This is a genomic window from Scleromatobacter humisilvae (assembly GCF_023231945.1).
GTDB classification, from domain to species: domain Bacteria; phylum Pseudomonadota; class Gammaproteobacteria; order Burkholderiales; family Burkholderiaceae_C; genus Scleromatobacter; species Scleromatobacter humisilvae.
In genome coordinates this window covers 524,350-541,778 of sequence record NZ_JAJLJH010000003.1, presented here as the reverse complement: position 1 = coordinate 541,778, position 17,429 = coordinate 524,350, and the positions used below count along the sequence as shown (strand labels likewise).

Annotated in this window: 13 protein-coding genes; 7 read left to right on the top strand and 6 right to left on the bottom strand. The window is 71.1% G+C overall.

Annotated elements, in window-relative coordinates:
* Window position 1 precedes the first annotated feature (1 nt).
* A complete protein-coding gene (gene cyoA / locus LPC04_RS15560) occupies window positions 2-928 on the bottom strand; it encodes a ubiquinol oxidase subunit II (protein ID WP_275683164.1) in 927 nt (308 codons plus the stop codon).
* A gap of 341 nt (window positions 929-1,269) precedes the next feature.
* Between cyoA and LPC04_RS15555 the strand changes: the two genes are divergently transcribed.
* Genes LPC04_RS15555 through LPC04_RS15540 form a run of 4 tightly spaced genes read left to right on the top strand, consistent with a single transcriptional unit; the run spans window position 1,270 to window position 7,191 of the window.
* Complete coding sequence (locus LPC04_RS15555; RefSeq protein WP_275683163.1) at window positions 1,270-2,982, top strand: thiamine pyrophosphate-dependent enzyme; 1,713 nt, start codon at window positions 1,270-1,272, stop codon at window positions 2,980-2,982.
* Between the two features lie 45 nt (window positions 2,983-3,027).
* Window positions 3,028-4,674, top strand: a complete 1,647-nt coding sequence (locus LPC04_RS15550; protein ID WP_275683162.1) for an MFS transporter — start codon at window positions 3,028-3,030, stop codon at window positions 4,672-4,674.
* Window positions 4,671-5,786: an HlyD family secretion protein gene (locus LPC04_RS15545; RefSeq protein ID WP_275683161.1), complete on the top strand. Its 1,116-nt coding sequence runs from the start codon at window positions 4,671-4,673 to the stop codon at window positions 5,784-5,786. Before LPC04_RS15550 ends, LPC04_RS15545 begins: the two co-directional genes overlap by 4 nt.
* On the top strand, window positions 5,767-7,191 hold the full coding sequence (locus tag LPC04_RS15540) for an efflux transporter outer membrane subunit (protein ID WP_275683160.1): 1,425 nt from the start codon (window positions 5,767-5,769) through the stop codon (window positions 7,189-7,191). Before LPC04_RS15545 ends, LPC04_RS15540 begins: the two co-directional genes overlap by 20 nt.
* Before the next feature lie 159 nt (window positions 7,192-7,350).
* On the opposite strand, the gene poxB is transcribed toward LPC04_RS15540, so the two are convergent.
* The 3 genes from poxB to LPC04_RS15525 are packed head-to-tail and all read right to left on the bottom strand — an operon-like array spanning window position 7,351 to window position 10,721.
* Window positions 7,351-9,075 carry a ubiquinone-dependent pyruvate dehydrogenase gene (poxB, locus tag LPC04_RS15535; protein WP_275683159.1) on the bottom strand — a complete coding sequence of 575 codons (1,725 nt, stop codon included), beginning with the start codon at window positions 9,073-9,075 and terminating at the stop codon, window positions 7,351-7,353.
* A 15-nt stretch (window positions 9,076-9,090) separates the two neighbouring features.
* Window positions 9,091-9,876, bottom strand: a complete 786-nt coding sequence (locus LPC04_RS15530; RefSeq protein WP_275683158.1) for an acetoacetate decarboxylase family protein — start codon at window positions 9,874-9,876, stop codon at window positions 9,091-9,093.
* Between the two features lie 29 nt (window positions 9,877-9,905).
* Window positions 9,906-10,721, bottom strand: coding sequence for an acetoacetate decarboxylase family protein (locus LPC04_RS15525; protein WP_275683157.1), 816 nt, complete (start codon window positions 10,719-10,721; stop codon window positions 9,906-9,908).
* Between the two features lie 415 nt (window positions 10,722-11,136).
* Here LPC04_RS15525 and LPC04_RS15520 point away from each other — a divergent pair, with 415 nt between their 5' ends.
* The 3 genes from LPC04_RS15520 to LPC04_RS15510 are packed head-to-tail and all read left to right on the top strand — an operon-like array spanning window position 11,137 to window position 15,087.
* Window positions 11,137-11,592, top strand: a complete 456-nt coding sequence (locus LPC04_RS15520; RefSeq protein WP_275683156.1) for a (2Fe-2S)-binding protein — start codon at window positions 11,137-11,139, stop codon at window positions 11,590-11,592.
* The gene (locus LPC04_RS15515; RefSeq protein WP_275683155.1) at window positions 11,573-13,753 is read left to right on the top strand and encodes a xanthine dehydrogenase family protein molybdopterin-binding subunit; all 2,181 of its coding nucleotides are present in this window, start codon (window positions 11,573-11,575) and stop codon (window positions 13,751-13,753) included. Before LPC04_RS15520 ends, LPC04_RS15515 begins: the two co-directional genes overlap by 20 nt.
* Entirely contained in the window at window positions 13,750-15,087 is a 1,338-nt protein-coding gene (locus LPC04_RS15510) for a cytochrome c (RefSeq protein WP_275683154.1), read from the top strand. The genes LPC04_RS15515 and LPC04_RS15510 overlap by 4 nt, the downstream gene beginning before the upstream one ends.
* A 74-nt stretch (window positions 15,088-15,161) precedes the next feature.
* Here LPC04_RS15510 and cyoE read toward each other — a convergent pair whose 3' ends face one another.
* Together cyoE and LPC04_RS15500 are read right to left on the bottom strand one after the other, a co-directional pair.
* Entirely contained in the window at window positions 15,162-16,073 is a 912-nt protein-coding gene (gene cyoE / locus LPC04_RS15505; protein ID WP_275683153.1) for a heme o synthase, read from the bottom strand.
* 19 nt (window positions 16,074-16,092) lie between these two features.
* Window positions 16,093-17,421, bottom strand: a complete 1,329-nt coding sequence (locus LPC04_RS15500) for a c-type cytochrome (protein ID WP_275683152.1) — start codon at window positions 17,419-17,421, stop codon at window positions 16,093-16,095.
* Window positions 17,422-17,429 lie beyond the last annotated feature (8 nt).

The window sequence follows — 17,429 nt, the reverse complement described above, 5'->3', positions numbered from 1 at the left end:
TTCAGTCGACTCCATTGGAAAGGGTCATGTCCTGACAGGCGCCCACGTCGGGGGCTGTCGTTCGCGCGACCACCGAGGAGGCGGGCTTCGTTCCCCGCTGCAGCGCGTAGTCGAACAGGCCGTCCTCGGCGTACGAGTAGAACGTCGTCTTCCCGGTGGCATGCGCGGCGATCAGCTGCTCGTAGGCGGCCTTGTCGAGAGAACGCCCGGACTGGCGCAGGCCCTCGATCCACTGGTCGAAGCCCGCGCGATCCGCCGCGACCACCTTGAAGTGCATGTCGGAGAAGCCTTCGCCGCTGAACTGCGTCGCCAGGCCCCGATAGGTCCCGGGCCTGGCCGCGATGACGGACATCTGCGTGCACATGCCGCTCATCGCGTAGATCTGCCCGGCCAGGCCGGGGATGAAGATCGCGTTCATCACCGTCGCGGACGTGATGTCCATGCTCACCGGCACGTCGACGGGAAGCGCCATTTCATTGACGCTCGCCACGCCCAGCTCGGGATAGATGAACAGCCACTTCCAGTCCATCGACACGACCTCGACGCGCACGCGCTTGTTCGCGCTCGCGATCGGCTTGTAGGGGTCGAGCTCGTGCGCGCCGACCCAGGCGATCGCCGCGAGGAACAGCACGACCAGCAGCGGGATGATCCAGACCGTGAACTCGATCTTGCCGCTGTATTCCCAGTCCGGCATGTAGGTGGCGCGCTTGTTGGACGCGCGGAACCACCAGGCGAACGCGAGCGTCAGCACGAGCACCGGCACGACGACCAGCAGCATCACGCCCAGCGACTCGTACAGCAGCTGCAGTTCGGATGCGCCCACGGCCCCCCAGGGGTCGAGCACGCTGGTGGCCCGCGCCGTCGTCGCGAACGCGCCGAGCATCGCTCCGACGAGGCCTGCCAGACGCGCTTGCCACTGCGTTGCCATCGGAATCCCCTCGACGTCTGAACACGGTTGCCGACAAGACGCGGTGGCCGATCGGCTCCCCGCCCATGCATCGCGCCGAGCATCGATCGGCGGCTGTTGGACGACATGCTCGGGGCCGGCCGCCGGGCCGGATATCCCCCGCGTGGGGTACGGCGGCGGCATCCCTGCGCCAAGCTTGCGTGGGCCGCAGGCGCGGCGCGCGCCGGTGCCCCGCCCGGGGGATGTGAGGCCTGCCCGCGGGTCAGCAGACTGCGGCGAGGCGCTGTCGTCGCGCGTGGACCGGGACGTCCCCGCGCAAGTCACCGTCAGGCAGCCGCCGTCCCAACTTCAGGAGAGCGTCCATGAGCCAACCGGTCGCCGAGATCATCGTCGAGACTCTGTTCGAAGCCGGCGTCCGGCGCTGCTACGGCATCGTCGGGGACACCCTCAATCGCATCGCCCTCGAGATCGACAAGAGCGAGATCGAGTGGGTGCACATGCGCCATGAAGAGGCGGGCGCGTTCGCGGCCCAGTCGGAATCCCTCGTGACCGGCAAGCTCACCGCCATCGCGGGCAGTTGCGGACCGGGCAGCCTGCACTTCATCAACGGCGTGTTCGAGGCCAACCGCAACCGGGCGCCGCTGATCCTCATCGCCAGCCAGGTCACGCGCGAGGAGATCGGGTTCGACTTCATCCAGGAAGTCGACCTGCAGGGAATCTACAAGAGCTGCAGCGTGTATTGCGAGACGATCCTGACGCCCGACCAGGCCCGGCGCAAGACGGTCGCGGCCTGCCAGGCGGCCATCAACAAGCGCGGCGTGGCGGTGCTGGTCGTGCCGGTCGACGTCTCCCACGCGCAGTCGAACGACAAGACCCCGTTCTCGCTCCACGCACCGTCGCCCGTGCTGCGCCCGAGCGACGGCGAACTGGCCGACATGGCCGCGCTGCTGAACACCGGCGGCAAGGTCACGATCTACGGCGGCTCCGGCTGCGAGGGCGCGCTGGCGCAGATCCTGCAGGTCGCCGAGAAGCTGAAGTGCCCCATCGCGCACACGTCGCGCGGCAAGGAGGCCATCGAGCCGGGCAATCCGTACAACATCGGCATGACCGGGATCATCGGCACCGAGGCGGGGTATCACGCGATCCTCGACTGCGACACCTTGCTGCTGCTGGGCGCGGACTTCGCCTGGCGCCAGTTCTATCCGGACAACGCGAAGATCATCCAGGTCGACATCGATCCCACGCACCTGGGCCGGCGCCATCCCGTGCACCTGGGGGTCGTGGGCGACATCAAGGCGACCATGGCCGCGCTGCTGCCGCTGCTGCAGGAGCGTTCCGACACGTCGTTCCGCGACCACTGGGTCCGCAAGTACGAGCACGACCTCCAGGCGATGCGCGACAAGGCCGTGCCGGGACGCGACGGCAGCATTCCCGGCACCTACGTGACCAGGCTGATCAACCAGTACGCCGACGACGACGCGCTGTTCTCGTCCGACGACGGCACGCCCACGGTGTGGGCCTACCGCATGCTGGACATGAACGGCAAGCGGCGGCTGTTCGCCAGCCTGCTGCACGGGACGATGGCCCACGCGATGCCCGCGGCGCTCGGCATGAAGAAGTGCCAGCCCGGACGCCAGGTGATCTGCATGTGCGGCGACGGCGGCATCGCGATGCTGTTCGGCGACCTGATGACGACGATCCAGGAAGACCTGCCGATCAAGATCTGCGTCTACGACAACCGCAAGCTGGGCTTCGTGGAGATCGAGCAGCGCGCCGAGGGCATGGTCGACCTTTACACCGACCTGAAGAACCCCGACTTCGGCAAGGTCGCCGCGGCGATGGGCCTGTGGGGCCGCACCGTCGACAAGGGCGAGGAGCTCGAGGAGGCCATCCAGACGTGGCTCGCACAACCCGGGCCCGCGCTGCTCAACGTCCGCGTCCAGCCGCAGCAGCTCGTGATGCCGCCCTTCATCGAGGCCAAGGCGGTGCTGGGCATGGCGCTCTATTCCACCCGAGCCGTGCTGGCGGGCCGCGGCGGCGACGTGCTCGAGATGATCAAGGAGAACTTCCTCTAAGGACCGTGCGGGACGCCATGCCCGCCGCGGACGGGGAACGCCTCGATGACCACGACAACGCCCTCCCTGGCCGACGGCGGCTACGAGTTCCGGCCCGAGGACCGACCGAGCTTTCCCGGCGGCCCGTTCTCGCCGCCGCATCCGCCGCTGCGTCGATTGGCCTACGCCGCGATCGGCCTGTGGATCGGCGCCACGACCACCTTCGTCAATGCGACGGTCACGGTCAACGTGCCCAACCTGTCCGGCGAACATGCGGCCTACGTCGCGGAGCTGAGCTGGTTGCCGGCGATCTACGTCGCCGCGAACTCGTGCGCCAACACGATGCTGGTGAAGGCCCGCGCGCAGTTCAGCATGCCCGGCGTGATGCGCGCGCTGCTGCTCGTCTACATCGCCATCGCCGCGGCGCAGTTCTTCCTGACGGGCTTCGCCGCCGAGGCCGTCGTGCGCTTCGTCAGCGGCGTCGTGGCCGGCGGCATGACCACGACGGGCATCTACTACCTGCTGCAGGTCGTGCCGCCCAAGGCGCGCGCCGTCGCCATGGTCACGGGCCTGGGCATGACCCAGCTCGGCACGCCCCTGGCCAGGCTGATACCGGTGGACCTGCTGTCGGAAGGCGGCTGGTTCGGCCAGCATTGCCTCGAGCTGGCGACGGGCATCACGACGCTCACGCTCATCACGCTCCTGCCCTTGCCGCCGACGCCGCGATCGAAGCTGTTCCAGCCGCTGGACTTCGTCACGGTCGCCCTGCTGCTGCCGGCCGTGCTGATGATCTGCGGCGTCCTCAATCGCGGCAGGCTGGCGTGGTGGACCGACACGCCCTGGCTCGGCGTCGTCCTGGCGATCGCCATCCCGCTGCTCGCGGCCGCCATCGCGATCGAGGCGTCGCGCGAACGGCCGCTGATCCAGGTCGGCTGGATCGGCACGCGCGATTTCCTGGGCTTCATCGCGATCGCGTTCCTGATGCGGCTGGCGCTCGCCGAGCAGACCTATGGCGCCGTCGGGCTGCTGACCGCCGGCAACCTCGACAACGACCAGCTTCGCACCTTGTTCTGCTGGGTCATCGTCTCGATGCTCGCGGGCATCGTCGCCTGCGTGCTGACGGTGTCGGAACGGGCGATTCCCAGGCAGGTCATCGTCGCCAGCCTCGCGATCGCCGCCGGCGCGTGGATGGACAGCCGCGCCAACGACCTCACCCGGCCCGAGCAGTTGTACCTGAGCCAGTCGCTGATCGGCTTCGGCACCTGCCTGTTCATCGGGCCGACGATGGCGCACGGCATCCTCAAGGTGATGCGCCTGGGCGCCGACTACTTCGTGACGCTCGTCGTCGTCTTCAGCATGACGCAGAACATCGGCGGCCTCGTCGGATCGGCGCTGCTGGGCAGCTACCAGACCATCGCGACCCGGGCCCATTTCCAGGAGCTGGCGGAGCGCATGCCGGCGGGAGACGTCCAGGTCGCCAATCGCGTCGCGGGCTCGACGCGAGCGCTCGCGTGCACCGTTGCCGATCCGGCGCTGCGCGCCCAGCAGGGCGGCGCGGCGCTCGTGGCATCGATGACGCGCGAGGCCACGGTGCTCGCCTTCAACGACGTCTTTCGCCTCGTCTGGCGCCTCGCGCTCGCCACGGCGCTGCTCGTCGTCGTCCTGCTGCTGCTCGCCGCCGTCCGGCCCATTCGCCGCACCGAACCCACATGACCGACGCCACCGCCACCGACGCCGCCTCGCCCGCGCCCGCGCCCGCGCCCGCTCCTCGCGGCCACTGGCCCCTGCCCGCCAAGCGTCCGCTGCTCGTCGTGCTCATCCTCGTGCTCGCGGCCATCGCGGTGCTGGCGGTGCTGCGGGCGTGGGAGCTGCCGCCGTTCCGCTCGGGCGTGCAGGTCACCGACAACGCGTACGTCCGCGGCCGCACCACCATCATCGCGCCGCAGGTCAGCGGCTATGTCGTGGCGGTCGAGGCGACGGACTTCGCCGACGTGAAGGCCGGCCAGGTGCTGGTGCGCATCGACGATCGCCAGTACCACGCGAAGGTCGACCAGGCGCGCGCCGCGCTCGAGGCGCAGAAGGCCGCGCTGGCCAACCTCGACCAGGCGCATGCGTCGCGCGTGGCGGCGCTGGCGTCGCAGGCCGCCGGCATCCTCAACGCCAGGGCGCAGCTGCTGCGGTCGCAGGCCGACCTCGGGCGCGTCGACGACCTCGTCACCGACGGCTCGGTCTCCGTCCGCGAACGCGACCAGACCCGCGCCGCGCTCGCCCAGTCGCAGGCCCAGCTCGAGCAGGCGCAGGCGGCGCACGAGATCGCCCGCCAGGACATCCGCACCGTCGAAGTCAACCGCGAGAGCATCCAGGCCCAGATCGACGCCGCGGCCGCGCAATTGCGCACGGCCGAGATCGACCTCGAGAACACCGTCGTGCGCGCGCCCGAGAGCGGGCGCCTGGGCGAGGTCGGCGTGCGGCTGGGCCAGTACGTCACGAACGGGACGCAATTGCTGCCGCTGGTGCCCGCGGATCGCTGGGTCATCGCCAACTACAAGGAGACCCAGACGGCGGGCATGCACCGGGACATGCGGGCCTGGGTCACCGTCGACGCGCTTGGCGGGCGCCGCATGGACGGCGTCGTCGAGGACATCGCGCCGGCGGCCGGCTCCGAGTTCTCCGTCGTCAAGCCGGACAACGGCACCGGCAACTTCGTCAAGATCCCGCAGCGCATCGGCGTGCGACTGCGCCTCGACGGCGCCGCCGACGCGCTGCAGGCGCTGCGACCGGGCATGTCCGTGGAGGCGCACGTCGATGTCGGCGCCGCGCACTAGGGCCGCGCTGGCCGCGCTCGCGCTGCTGGCGGGATGCGCCGGCCCGCGGCCGGCCGTGCCGCCGGACGCGAAGGTCACGCCGCCGGCGGACTGGCGCACGGTGCCGGAGCATCCCGGCCCGGGGCTTGCAGCGACGTGGTGGGACAGCTTCGGCGACCCGGACCTGACGCGCATCGTCACCGCCGCGCTCGCCGACAACGACGACGTCAGGATCGCCGCGGCGCGCGTCGAGGAGCTGATGGGCCAGGCGGCGTTCGCGCGGGCGCAGCGCCTGCCCGAGCTCGACGGCACCGTCGTGTACCAGCGCGATCGCAGCATCAATCCGGCGCGCGGCCTGCCGCAGGTCGAGAACGTCACCGAGCCCGTGCTCGCGTTCTCTTTCGACGCCGACCTGTTCGGCCGCCTGCGCGCGGCCGACGCGGCGGCGCGCGCCACCCTCCTCGGGTCGCGCGCGGCGCAGGCCGATGTGCGGCTGCTGGTCGCGGCCACCGCGGCGCGGGACTGGTTCACGCTGCGGTCGCTCGATGCGCGCCTGGCGACCCTGCGCCAGACACTGGACGCGCGCGACCAGACGCTCAGGCTCGTGCGCCGGCGCGTTTCGGTGGGCTATGCCGCCCAGCTCGATCTGGCGCAGGCCGAGGCCGAGTACCGGGCGACCGAGCAACAGATCCCCGCGACGGAGCTGGCCATCCGGCGCACCGAGGATGCCTTGAGCATCCTGCTCGGGCGCAACCCCGGCGCCATCGAACGCGGCGGGCCCGCCCTCGAGGCGACGCCGCCGCCCGCTCCCGCGGCGCTGCCGTCCTCGCTGCTGCGGCGACGCCCCGACATCGTGGAGGCCGAGGAGCGCGTCGTCGCCGCCGACCGCGCCCTCGACGCCTCGCGTGCCGCGTTCATGCCGGACCTGCGCCTGTCCGGCGACTGGGGCCACGTGACGTCCACGATCCTCGACAACCATCCGGTCGACGTGTTCACGATCGGCGCCAGCATCCTCGCTCCGATCCTCGATGCAGGGCGCCTCAAGGCGCAGCAGGACGCGGCGGCCGCGCGCCGCGACCAGGCGGCCTTCGCCTATCGCAAGGCGGCCCTGGAGGCATTCGGGCAGGTCGAGGACGCGCTCGCCGCGACGCAGCGCCTGCACGAGCAGCTGGCCTCGCTGCAGGCCCAGGAGTCGGCCCTCGAGCGCACGCTGCAGATCGCTTCGGCGCGCTACAGGTCGGGCTACGCGCCCTTCCTCGACCAGCTGGACGCCCAGCGCAACCTGCTGTCGGTGCAGCTCGCGATCGCACAGGCGCGCGCCGACGAACTCAACGCCTACGTGACGCTGTTCCAGGCGCTGGGCGGCGGCTGGGACAAGTCGCTGCTGGAAGGCGAGCCACCGAAGGCGTCGGCGAGCCGCACCTAGCGGCCGCGTCACGCCAACGCGAGCGGCCCGGGCGCGGGCGGCACCCAGGCCAGCGATCGATCGCCCCTCGCCGACGCCCCGGCGTGGAAGACGGCATGGCGCGCGCTGCCGGACTCCGGCGCGTCGCGGGAATCGAGACCTCGCAGGACGTCCAGCGCGTCAACGCAGCAGGTTCGTCTTCGCCAGGTCGACCAGCTGGGACCCGCGGCCATCGAGCACGGCCTTCATCAGGAACATGCCGAAGTGATGCGCCTCCTCCAGCGTCGTCTTCGGCGGCATCGCGAGCTCCTGGCGCGCGCTGACGACGTCGACCAGCACCGGCCCGTCGTGCGCGAAGGCCTCGGCCAGCGCCTGGTGCAGCTTCTGCGGCTGCTCGACGCGGATGCCCTTGACGCCCATCGCCTCGGCCATCGCGGCGAAGTTCGGGTTCCTGAGGTCGCAGCCCGCATCGACGAATCCGTTGGCCTTCATCTCCATCTCGACGAAGCCCAGCGTGCCGTTGTTCAGCACGATGACCTTGACCTTGAGCCCCGCCTGGATCAGCGTGACGAACTCGCCCATCATCATCGTGAAGCCGCCGTCGCCCGACATCGAGATCACCTGGCGGTCGCGGAACGCGCACTGCGCGCCGATCGCCTGCAGCATCGCGTTGGCCATCGAGCCGTGGTTGAACGAGCCGATGAGGCGGCGCCTGCCGTTCATCTGCAGGTAGCGCGCGGCCCAGATGATGGGCGTGCCGACGTCGCAGGTGAAGATCGCGTCGTCGTCCGCCAGCTCGCTCACCAGCCGCGACACGTACTGCGGATGGATCTGCTTGCTCTTGGGCCCGCTCTCGGCCAGCGCGTCGAGGTCGCTGCGCGCCGAGCCGTAGTGCTGGAGCGCGCTGTTCAGGTGCAGCGTGTCGGACTTCTCGAGGATGTCGGGCAGCAGCGCACGGATCGTGTCCTTGACGTCGCCGATGACGCCGAGGTCGATCCGGCAGCGGTTGCCCAGCGCCTCGGGCCGCAGGTCGACCTGCAGGATGCGCGCGTTCTCCGGGTAGAACGGGCGATAGGGGAAGTCGGTGCCCAGCAGCAGCAGCGTGTCGCAGCCCTTCATCGCCGCGTAGCCGGAGGCGAAGCCCACCAGGCCCGTCATGCCGACGTCGTACGGGTTGTCGTACTCGATGTGTTCCTTGCCGCGGAACGCATGCACGATCGGCGCCTTCAGCTTGGCCGCGAGCTCGACGACCTCGTCGTGCGCGCCCGCGCATCCGGCGCCGCAGAGCATCGTCACGCGCTCGCCGGCGTTCAGCAATGCCGCCAGCTGCGCCAGGTCGTCCGCGTCGGGCACCTGCACCGGCTTGTTCGGAAGCAGCCAGTTGGGGATCTCGGCGGCCAGCGGCTTGAGCGCCACGTCGCCGGGCATCACGACCACCGCGACACCGCGCCTGGCGACGGCCACCCGCATCGCGCGGTGCAGGATCTGCGGCAGCTGCTCGGGCCGCGAGACGAGCTCGACGTAGTGGCTGCACTCCTTGAACAGGCTCTCGGGGTGCGTGGCCTGGAAGTAGTCGATGCCGATCTCCGTGCTGGGGATGTGCGCGGCGATGGCCAGCACGGGCGTGCCGTTGCGCTGGCAGTCGAACAGGCCGTTGATCAGGTGCAGGTTGCCCGGCCCGCAGCTGCCGGCGCAGACCGCCAGCCGGCCCGTCACGTGTGCCTCGGCGCCGGCCGCGAAGGCCGCGCCTTCCTCGTGCCGCACGTGCACCCACTCGATCTCGCCGTCCATGCGGCGCAGCGCATCGGTGAAGCCGTTGAGCGAGTCGCCGACGACGCCATAGACGCGCTTCACGCCCGCCTGCCGCAGCGTCTCCGCCATGTAGGCGGCTGCCGTTCTTGCCATGATGAGATCCTCCGGCTACAGGATTCGCAGGTCGGTGACGGAGTACGACATCGAGCAGCGGAAGCCCAGCCCCGTGCGCACCGGCGCGAGCATGTGCATCTCCTCGCCGGCCACTTCGGGCATGCTGATCTCGCCCTTGCCCGTCCACATCTCCACGATGCGCAGGTTGTCGGTGATCGACATCGCCAGCTCGTTGACGGCGGGCTTGTCGTGCTGGCCGGCCGCCAGCCGCGGGAACCAGCGCACGTTGACCGTGGGGCGGTTGAAGATCTTCGTGACGTCGGGCTCCGGCGCCTCGAGCTCGATGCGCGCCTCGGCCAGGCGCGCGCCGTGCGCGGAGACGCTGCCCGCCAGGCGCCTGCCGCGCGCGAGCGGGCCGCCGGCCGCGCTGGCCGCGGCGAACGTGCGGGTCTGGAAGACGCTGCCGATGCGCTTCGGGAAGCCCTGCGCCCAGCCGCGCGCGAACGCCGCGTCGTTGTCCACGTAGATGAAGGGGCAGAACATGACGGGCGTGTCCTTCCAGACCGCGTCGATCAGCACGAAGGCCTCGCGGTACTGGTAGCGCGCCGGGTCCAGCAGCTCGTCGTTCTGGGCGGTGAACTGCCAGTCGAGGAACAGCAGCGCGGCGTGTCCGTTGGTCTTCGGATCGGGCGACAGGCCGGGCGGCAGCAGCGCTTCGGTGGCCTTCGGGTCGGCCTGGTACTCGACGCCGATGATGTCGCTGGAGTAGTGCCACGGCGGCGGCGGCGCCGCCGAAGCGAGGCCCAGCGGCGTGCGGGGGGTGAAGTAGCCCTTGAGCATGTCGGTTCTCCTCGTGATGCGGCGGCGGTTCAGCCCTTGCGGGCGCTCGATGCGAAGTCCTCGAGGACCTTCAGGTCGCTGATGGAGCACGACATCGAGAAGCGATACCCCGGCCCCATGCGCACCGGCGCGAGCGCGTGCAGTTCCTCGCCGCGCGCCTCGGGCAGCTTCAGCTCGGCCTCGCCCGTCCAGGTGCCCACGGCCTGCAGGTCGTCCGTGACGGCCATCACCAGTTCGTTGACCGCGGGGTCGTCATGGCGGCCCGCCGTCAGCCGCGGGAACCAGCGGCGGTTGACGGTCGGCCGCAGCAGCGCGGAAGGTGGCCTGGCGACCGCCTCCTTCAGCGTGAGCCGGCCCTCGGCGAGCCGCTGCCCGTGCACGGACAGGCTGGCGCCGAACTTCGTGCCGCTTGCGATCGGCGCGGCGGCGGCGCTCGGCGCCGCGTGGCTGCGCGTCTGGAACACGGTGCCGAGCCGCTTCGGATAGCCCTGCGCGTGCCCCCGCGCCATCGCGGAGTCGTTGTCGACGTACATGTAGGGCGTCCACGCGACCGGCTGGTCCTTGTAGACGGCATCGACCAGGAAGTAGAACTCGCGGTACTGGTAGCGCGCCGGATCGAGGTACTCGTCGTCCTGCGCCGTGAACTGCCAGTCGACGAAAAGCGCCAGGACGTGGCCGGCCGACTTCGGGTCGGGCGACAGGCCCGGCGGCAGCGTCGCATTGGCGGCGGCCGGATCGGCCCAGTACTCGAGCGCGATGACGTCGCCCGAGTAGTGCCAGGGCGGCGCCGCCACCAGGTTGGCCTTGCCCAGCGGCGACAGCGGGACGGTGTAGCCCTTCAACATGTTCGTTTCTCCGGCAGTGATGGATCGCCGCCCGGCTGGCGGGGGACGACGTGCGACGGCGCATGCCAAGGCCGCACTATCCGGCGGCGCGATGGCGCGCAGCATCCCCCGCATGGGGCACGGCGTCAGCCTGCCGACCTCCGCGCCGGCGGTGCCCCGCCCGGGGGATGCCTGGCGCGGCGCGAGGCGTCGAGACTCGTTCGCTTGCATGGCGACACCGTCGCCCGGAGACCTTCGTGCAACGCCTCGACCGGAACTCGCTGCTCGTCCTGCTGTCGTCGACGCTGCTGCTGGTCGTTGCGGGATGGCAGATCCCTGCCGACCCGGATACGCCTGGATCGATCTGCCGATCGCGCCTGCCAGGCGCGGCAGCGACGCCCGGGCCGGCGCGTCCCGCGGCAAGGAGGGCGACCCCATGATCACGCTCCACGTCAACGGCAGCGAGCGCAGCCTCGACGCGCCGGCGGAGATGCCGCTGCTGTGGGCGTTGCGCGACGTCCTGGGCCTCACCGGCACGAAGTTCGGCTGCGGGATCGCCCAGTGCGGCGCCTGCACCGTCCATCTCGACGGCGCCGCCGTGCGCTCGTGCCAGTTGCCGATCGGCGTCATCGGCGCCCGCCAGGTGACGACCATCGAGGCGGTCGGCGAGACGCCGCAGGGCCGGAGCATCCAGCAGGCCTGGCTGGACCTCGAGGTCGTGCAGTGCGGCTACTGCCAGCCGGGCCAGGTCATGTCGGCGGCGGCGCTGCTGTCGCACAGTCCTTCGCCGAGCGACGCCGACATCGACGCCGCCATGGCGGGCAACCTGTGCCGCTGCGGCACGTACGTGCGGATCCGCGAGGGCATCAAGCATGCCGCAAGAGGCGCCTGAACTGGCCACGCCGCGGATGTCGCGGCGCGCGCTGCTGCGTGCGGCCTCGGCGATCGGCGCGCAACTGGTGGTCGGCATCCCGCTGTCAGGCCTGCCGGGCGCGCGGGCCGCCACGTCCACGTTCGCCCCGAACGCGTTCGTCGCGATCTCGGCCGACGACAAGGTCACGCTGGTCATGCCCGCGGTCGAGATGGGCCAGGGGGCCTACACCTCGCTGGCCGCGATGCTGGCCGAGGAGCTCGATGTCCCGCTCGGCGCGGTGTCGCTGCAGCCTGCGCCGCCCGATCCGAAGTACGTCAATCCCGCGCTGGGCATCCAGGCCACGGGCGGCTCCACGACGACGATGGTCTGGTTCGTCCCGATCCGCCAGGCGGGCGCGACGGCGCGCGCGATGCTCGTCCAGGCCGCGGCGCAGCGGTGGCGCGTCGACGCGTCGACGTTGCAGACGGCCGACGGCGCCGTCGCGCATCCCGCCAGCGGCCGCTCGGCCCGCTACGGCGCGCTGGCCGCGGACGCCGCGCGCCAGCCGGCGCCCTCCACGGTGGCGCTGAAGGATGCCAGGGACTTCAAGCTGATCGGCCACGCCGTCAAGCGCCTGGACGCGCCCGGCAAGGTCGACGGCACGGCCCGTTTCGGCATCGACGTGATGCTGCCCGGCATGAGGGTCGCGACGCTCAGCGCCTCGCCCGTCATCGGCGGCAAGCTCCGCAAGGCCGACTCGGCGGCCGCGCTCAAGGTGCGCGGCGTGCGCCAGGTGGTGCTGCTCGACGACATCGCGGCGGTGGTCGGCGACGACATGTGGGCGGCCAGGCAGGGGCTGGCGGCGCTGCACGTCGAGTGGGACGGCGGCGGCGATGTGCACGCGAGCCAGGCGCAGCTGTGGGCCGGCCTGGAAGAGGCGTCCCGCGGCCCGGGCGTGACGGCGCAGAAGACGGGGGACGCCGCGGCCAGGCTGGCGCGCGGCGACGTCGTCGAGGCCGCCTACGAGTTGCCGTTCCTGGCCCACGCCGCGATGGAGCCGATGAACTGCACGGTGCACGCCACGCCGGGCGCCTGCGAGATCTGGGTCGGCACGCAGGCGCCGGGCTTCGCCCAGGCCGGGGCCGCCAGCGTGCTGGGGCTGCAGCCCGCGCAGGTGACGATCCACAACCACCTGATCGGCGGCGGATTCGGCCGCCGCCTCGAGGTCGACGGCGTCATCAAGGCGACGCGCATCGCGCAGCACGTCGACGGGCCGGTGAAGGTCGTGTGGACGCGCGAGGAGGACATCCGCCAGGACGTCTATCGCCCGATGTACCACGACCGGCTGCGCGCCGTCGTCGAGGGCGGGCGCGTGACGGCCTGGCACCACCGCGTGACGGGGCCGTCCATCCTCGCGCGCTGGCTGCCGCCCGGCTTCAAGGACGGCATCGATCCGGACGCGATCGAAGGCGCCGTCAAGCCGCCGTACGACTTCGCGAATGTGCTCGTGGAATACGTGCGCCACGAGACGCCTGTCGTGACCGTGGGGTTCTGGCGCGGCGTCGGACCGAACAGCAGCGTGTTCTCGGCCGAATGCTTCCTCGACCTGCTGGCGCGCCGCAACCAGGTCGATCCGCTCGCGTTCCGCCGCAACATGCTGCAAGGCAATCCGCGCGCGCTGCGCGTGCTGGATCTCGCGGCGGCCAAGGCCGGCTGGGGCACGCCCGCGAAGGCGCCCGGCAACGACCAGCGCGTCGGCCAGGGCATCGCCCTGCTCGCCGGCTTCGGCAGCTTCCTGGCGGCGGTCGTCGAAGTGGCCGTCGCGGACGACGGCGACGTGCGCGTGCGCCGCATCGTGTGCGCGGCCGACGTGGGCGTGGTCGTCAATCCCGACACGGTGGTCGCGCAGATCCAGGGCGGCACGATCTTCGGACTCGGCACCATCCTCTACGACGCGATCACCGTGGCCGACGGCCGCGTCCAGCAGAGCAACTTCCACGACTTCCGGCTGCCGCGCATCGACGACATCCCGGCCATCGAGACGCACCTGGTGCCCAGCACCGACAAGCCCGGCGGCATCGGCGAACCCGGCACGGTGGTCGTGCAGCCGGCGATCGCCAACGCCGTCTTCGCGGCGACGGGCATCCAGCCGACCCGCATGCCGATCGACCGCAGCCAGCAGGCGCGCAAGTCGTCATGAAGAGCCGCCTCGTCCGCGCCGTGCTGCTGATCCTGCTCGTGCTGTTCGTGGGCGGAGCCGGCTTGGCCGGGTGGCTCGCGCTGGCGCCCGGCGCCACCGACTTCATCGCGGGCGAGCCGCCGATTCCGCTGGCGAGCTACGGCGGCGCGCCGCCCACGGGCATGCCGCGCGAACTCGCGGGCGCAAGCCTCGTGCAGAAGGGCGAATACCTCGCGCTCGCCGCGGACTGCAAGGCCTGCCACACCGTCCCGGGCGGCACCGCGTTCGCCGGCGGCCGCGCCTTCACGCTGCCGTTCGGCACGCTCTACACGCCCAACATCACGCCGGACAAGGCGACGGGCATCGGCGCCTGGAGCGACGCCGACTTCCTGCGCGCCGTCCACCGCGGCATCGGCCGCGACGGCCAGCGGCTCTATCCGGCGTTCCCGTACGGCTCCTACGCGTTGTTGACCGACGACGACGTCCTCGCGATCAAGGCCTACCTGTTCTCGCTGGCCCCCGTGCATCGCGAGGCGCGCCCCAACACGTTCGCGTTCCCCTTCAACCAGCGCTGGACGATGGCGTTCTGGTCGGCGATGTTCGTGCCCGGCTCTCGCTTCGAGCCCGTGGCACGGCAATCCGCGCAATGGAACCGCGGCGCCTACCTCGTCGAGGCCGCGGCGCACTGCGGCGAATGCCACACGCCGCGCAACATCGCGTTCGCGATGGACACGCGCAGGAAGTTCGCGGGCGGCCAGGCCGAAGGATGGAACGCGTACAACATCACCGCCGATCCGGACACCGGCATCGGTGCCTGGACCGCCGATCAACTGGCAGGCTATCTTTCGTCTCCGCATGGATCGGCCGCGGGCATCGCGTCGGGCCCGATGGCCGAGGCCGTCGAGCTCAGCCTGAGCCGCCTGGCGCCCTCCGACATCCAGGCCATGGTCGCGTACCTGCGCACCGTGTCGGCGATCCGCGACGCGACGTTGCCGAAGGCCGCCGGTCCGGCCTCCGAATCCGCCCAGGCGGGCGCCCCGGATCATCCGATCGGCAAGCGCATCTTCGAAGGCGCCTGCGCGAGCTGCCACGCCTGGAACGGCGCCGGCGCCCTCGTGACGCAGGCCACGCTGACGGGCAAGCGTGCCGTCAATGATCCGTCGGCGATGAACGTCGTCAAGGTGGTGCTGGCCGGTTCGACGGACGCGGGCTCGGACCGCCCCGCCATGCCCGGCTTCGCCGGGTCGCTCTCCGATGCCGAGGTCGCCGAAGTCGCCAACTACGTCACCGAACGCTTCGGCGCGGCGCCGTCCCGTGTGACGGGAAGGGACGTCGAGAAGCTGCGCGCCGATTGAAGGGAAGCCGGCATGACGGGCTTGGTCGTGCGCATCGACGGCGCCATGATCGCCAAAGTCCGAGACCCTGCCGTTCAATGCCAGGCCGATGCGTAGTGATCCACCAGCAGGCCGAGGAACAGCAGCGCCAGATAGACGATGGAGAAGCGGAACGTGCGACGCGACAGCGCGTCCGTGTAGCGGCGCAGCAGCGTCCAGCTCCTGAGGATGAATGAGATTCCGAGCCCGAGGGCGACGGCCAGGTAGATCGTCCCCGACATGCCGGCGGCCGCCGGCAACAACGTCGAGACGAACAGCAGCAGCGTGTACACGAAGATGTGGCGCCGGGTACTCGCCGCCCCGTGCGTGACGGGCAGCATCGGGATGCCCGCGCGGCGATAGTCGTCGATGCGATAGAGCGCGAGCGACCAGAAGTGCGGCGGCGTCCACAGGAAGATGATCAGCCACATGAGCACGGCCGGCACGGCGATGTCGTCGCGCATCGCCGCCCATCCGAGCAGCGGAGGCATCGCGCCGGATGCGCCGCCGATCACGATGTTCTGCGGCGTCCTCGGCTTGAGAACGATCGTGTAGACGACGGCATAGCCCACGAAGGTCGCCAGCGTCAGCCACATCGTCAGCGCATTGACCTCGCCGCACAACAGCGCGCAGCCCGCCGCGCACAGCAGCGCGGAGAACGCGAGCGCCTCGCGTGGGGCGAGTTCGCCGCGCGCGGTGGGCCGCCAGGCGGTCCGCTGCATCCGGGCATCGACATGCCGTTCGACGAGGCAGTTGAACGCGGCGGCCGCGGCGGCGACGAGCCAGATGCCCGCCGAGGCCGCGGCGAATCGCCGCCAGTCCGGCAGCGAGGGCTCGGCCATCAGCATGCCGATCATGGCGCAGAAGACGATGAGCTGCACCACGCGCGGCTTGGTCAGCGCGTAGTACTGCCGCACGCGCGACGCGGGCGCGGCGGGCGCGATCGCACCGGTGGCTGACGGCGGCATGGCGCGGGTCTCCCGGCGATCAGTTCGCGGCATCGCGCCGCGCGGGCGGCCGCAGCGGCTTCACCGTCGCGGCATCGACCGGGCCGGCGCCGTTGCCCCAGCTGCCGCGCACGAAGCTCGCCACGTCGGCCACCTGCTCGTCCGACAGGCGCCATGCGAACGAGGGCATCGCGAACTGCGCGGGCGTCGAGTCGGTGCGCGGCGACTCGGCGCCCTTCAGCACGATGGAGACGACCGAGTCGGGATTGGCCGCCGTCACGACGGGGTTGCCGGCGAGCGGCGGGAACACCCGGTCATAGCCCTTGCCGTCGGGGCGATGGCAGGCGGCGCAGTTGTCCAGGTAGAGGGCAGCGCCGCGCGCCTGGTCGGCGCCGCCGTGCAGCGCGGCCTCCGTGGCCTGGTCGTAGGCGAAGCGGACCTGCGTCGCGGCGGGATCGGCGAGCGCCTTCAGGTACTTCGCCGTGTCGGCGGCGTCGTCGGGCGTCATGTGCCGGGTGCTGTGCACGATGACGTCCGTCATCGAGCCGAAGGCCGTGCCGCGCGGGTTGGTGCCGGTGCGCAGGAACCCGGCGATGTCGTCCGCGCTCCAGTCCACCAGCGTGCCCTTGCCGCCGGAGCGCAGGCTGGGCGCGAAGTAGCCCTCGATCACCGCGCCCGAGAGATAGTCGCTGCCGTCGGACGCATTGGTGGCCTTCATCTGCATGGTGAGCGCGCGCGGCGTATGGCACTCGCCGCAGTGGCCCAGGCCGTCGACGAAGTACGCGCCGCGTGCGATGGCCGGGTCGAGATCGGCCGCGACGACGACGTGGCGCGGCGGCGGCGCGAACATCCAGCGCCAGTAGGTCAACGGCCAGCGCATGGACAGCGGGAACACGATGTCGTTGCGCCGGTTCGGGACGGCCGCTGGCGCGACGGCGTACTTGAAGTAGACGTAGAGCGCCTTGACGTCCTCCGGCCGCGTGTTGGCGTACGACGTGAACGGCATCGCCGGATAGAGCGTGTGCCCTTCGGCGACGCCGAAGCGCAGCGCGCGGTCGAAGTCGGCCAGGGTGAGGCTGCCGATGCCGTATTGCCGGTCCGGCGTGATGTTGGTGGTGTAGATCGCCCCGATCGGGATGGCCATCCGCAGCCCGCCCGAGAACGCCGGCTGGCCGGGCACGCTGTGGCAGGCCGCGCAGTCGCCCATCGAGGCCAGGTAGGCGCCGCGCGCCATCATCTCGGAGCTCGCCTGCGGTTCGGGCATGGGCGGTTCGCCGACCGCGTAGTCGCCCCAGGCCGCGACGATCACGACCAGTCCCAGCGCGACCGCTAGGGCCGCGACGATGACTCCCCAGCGCGCCGCCTTCATGAGGAAAC

Coding starts and splice junctions, on each gene's coding strand:
- LPC04_RS15540 (WP_275683160.1), top strand. CDS start 5,767: ATGTCGGCGCCGCGCACTAGGGCCGCGCTGGCCGCGCTCGCGCTGCTG.
- LPC04_RS15545 (WP_275683161.1), top strand. CDS start 4,671: ATGACCGACGCCACCGCCACCGACGCCGCCTCGCCCGCGCCCGCGCCC.
- LPC04_RS15515 (WP_275683155.1), top strand. CDS start 11,573: ATGCCGCAAGAGGCGCCTGAACTGGCCACGCCGCGGATGTCGCGGCGC.
- poxB (WP_275683159.1), bottom strand. CDS start 9,075: ATGGCAAGAACGGCAGCCGCCTACATGGCGGAGACGCTGCGGCAGGCG.
- LPC04_RS15550 (WP_275683162.1), top strand. CDS start 3,028: ATGACCACGACAACGCCCTCCCTGGCCGACGGCGGCTACGAGTTCCGG.
- LPC04_RS15525 (WP_275683157.1), bottom strand. CDS start 10,721: ATGTTGAAGGGCTACACCGTCCCGCTGTCGCCGCTGGGCAAGGCCAAC.
- LPC04_RS15510 (WP_275683154.1), top strand. CDS start 13,750: ATGAAGAGCCGCCTCGTCCGCGCCGTGCTGCTGATCCTGCTCGTGCTG.
- cyoE (WP_275683153.1), bottom strand. CDS start 16,073: ATGCCGCCGTCAGCCACCGGTGCGATCGCGCCCGCCGCGCCCGCGTCG.
- LPC04_RS15555 (WP_275683163.1), top strand. CDS start 1,270: ATGAGCCAACCGGTCGCCGAGATCATCGTCGAGACTCTGTTCGAAGCC.
- LPC04_RS15500 (WP_275683152.1), bottom strand. CDS start 17,421: ATGAAGGCGGCGCGCTGGGGAGTCATCGTCGCGGCCCTAGCGGTCGCG.
- cyoA (WP_275683164.1), bottom strand. CDS start 928: ATGGCAACGCAGTGGCAAGCGCGTCTGGCAGGCCTCGTCGGAGCGATG.
- LPC04_RS15530 (WP_275683158.1), bottom strand. CDS start 9,876: ATGCTCAAGGGCTACTTCACCCCCCGCACGCCGCTGGGCCTCGCTTCG.
- LPC04_RS15520 (WP_275683156.1), top strand. CDS start 11,137: ATGATCACGCTCCACGTCAACGGCAGCGAGCGCAGCCTCGACGCGCCG.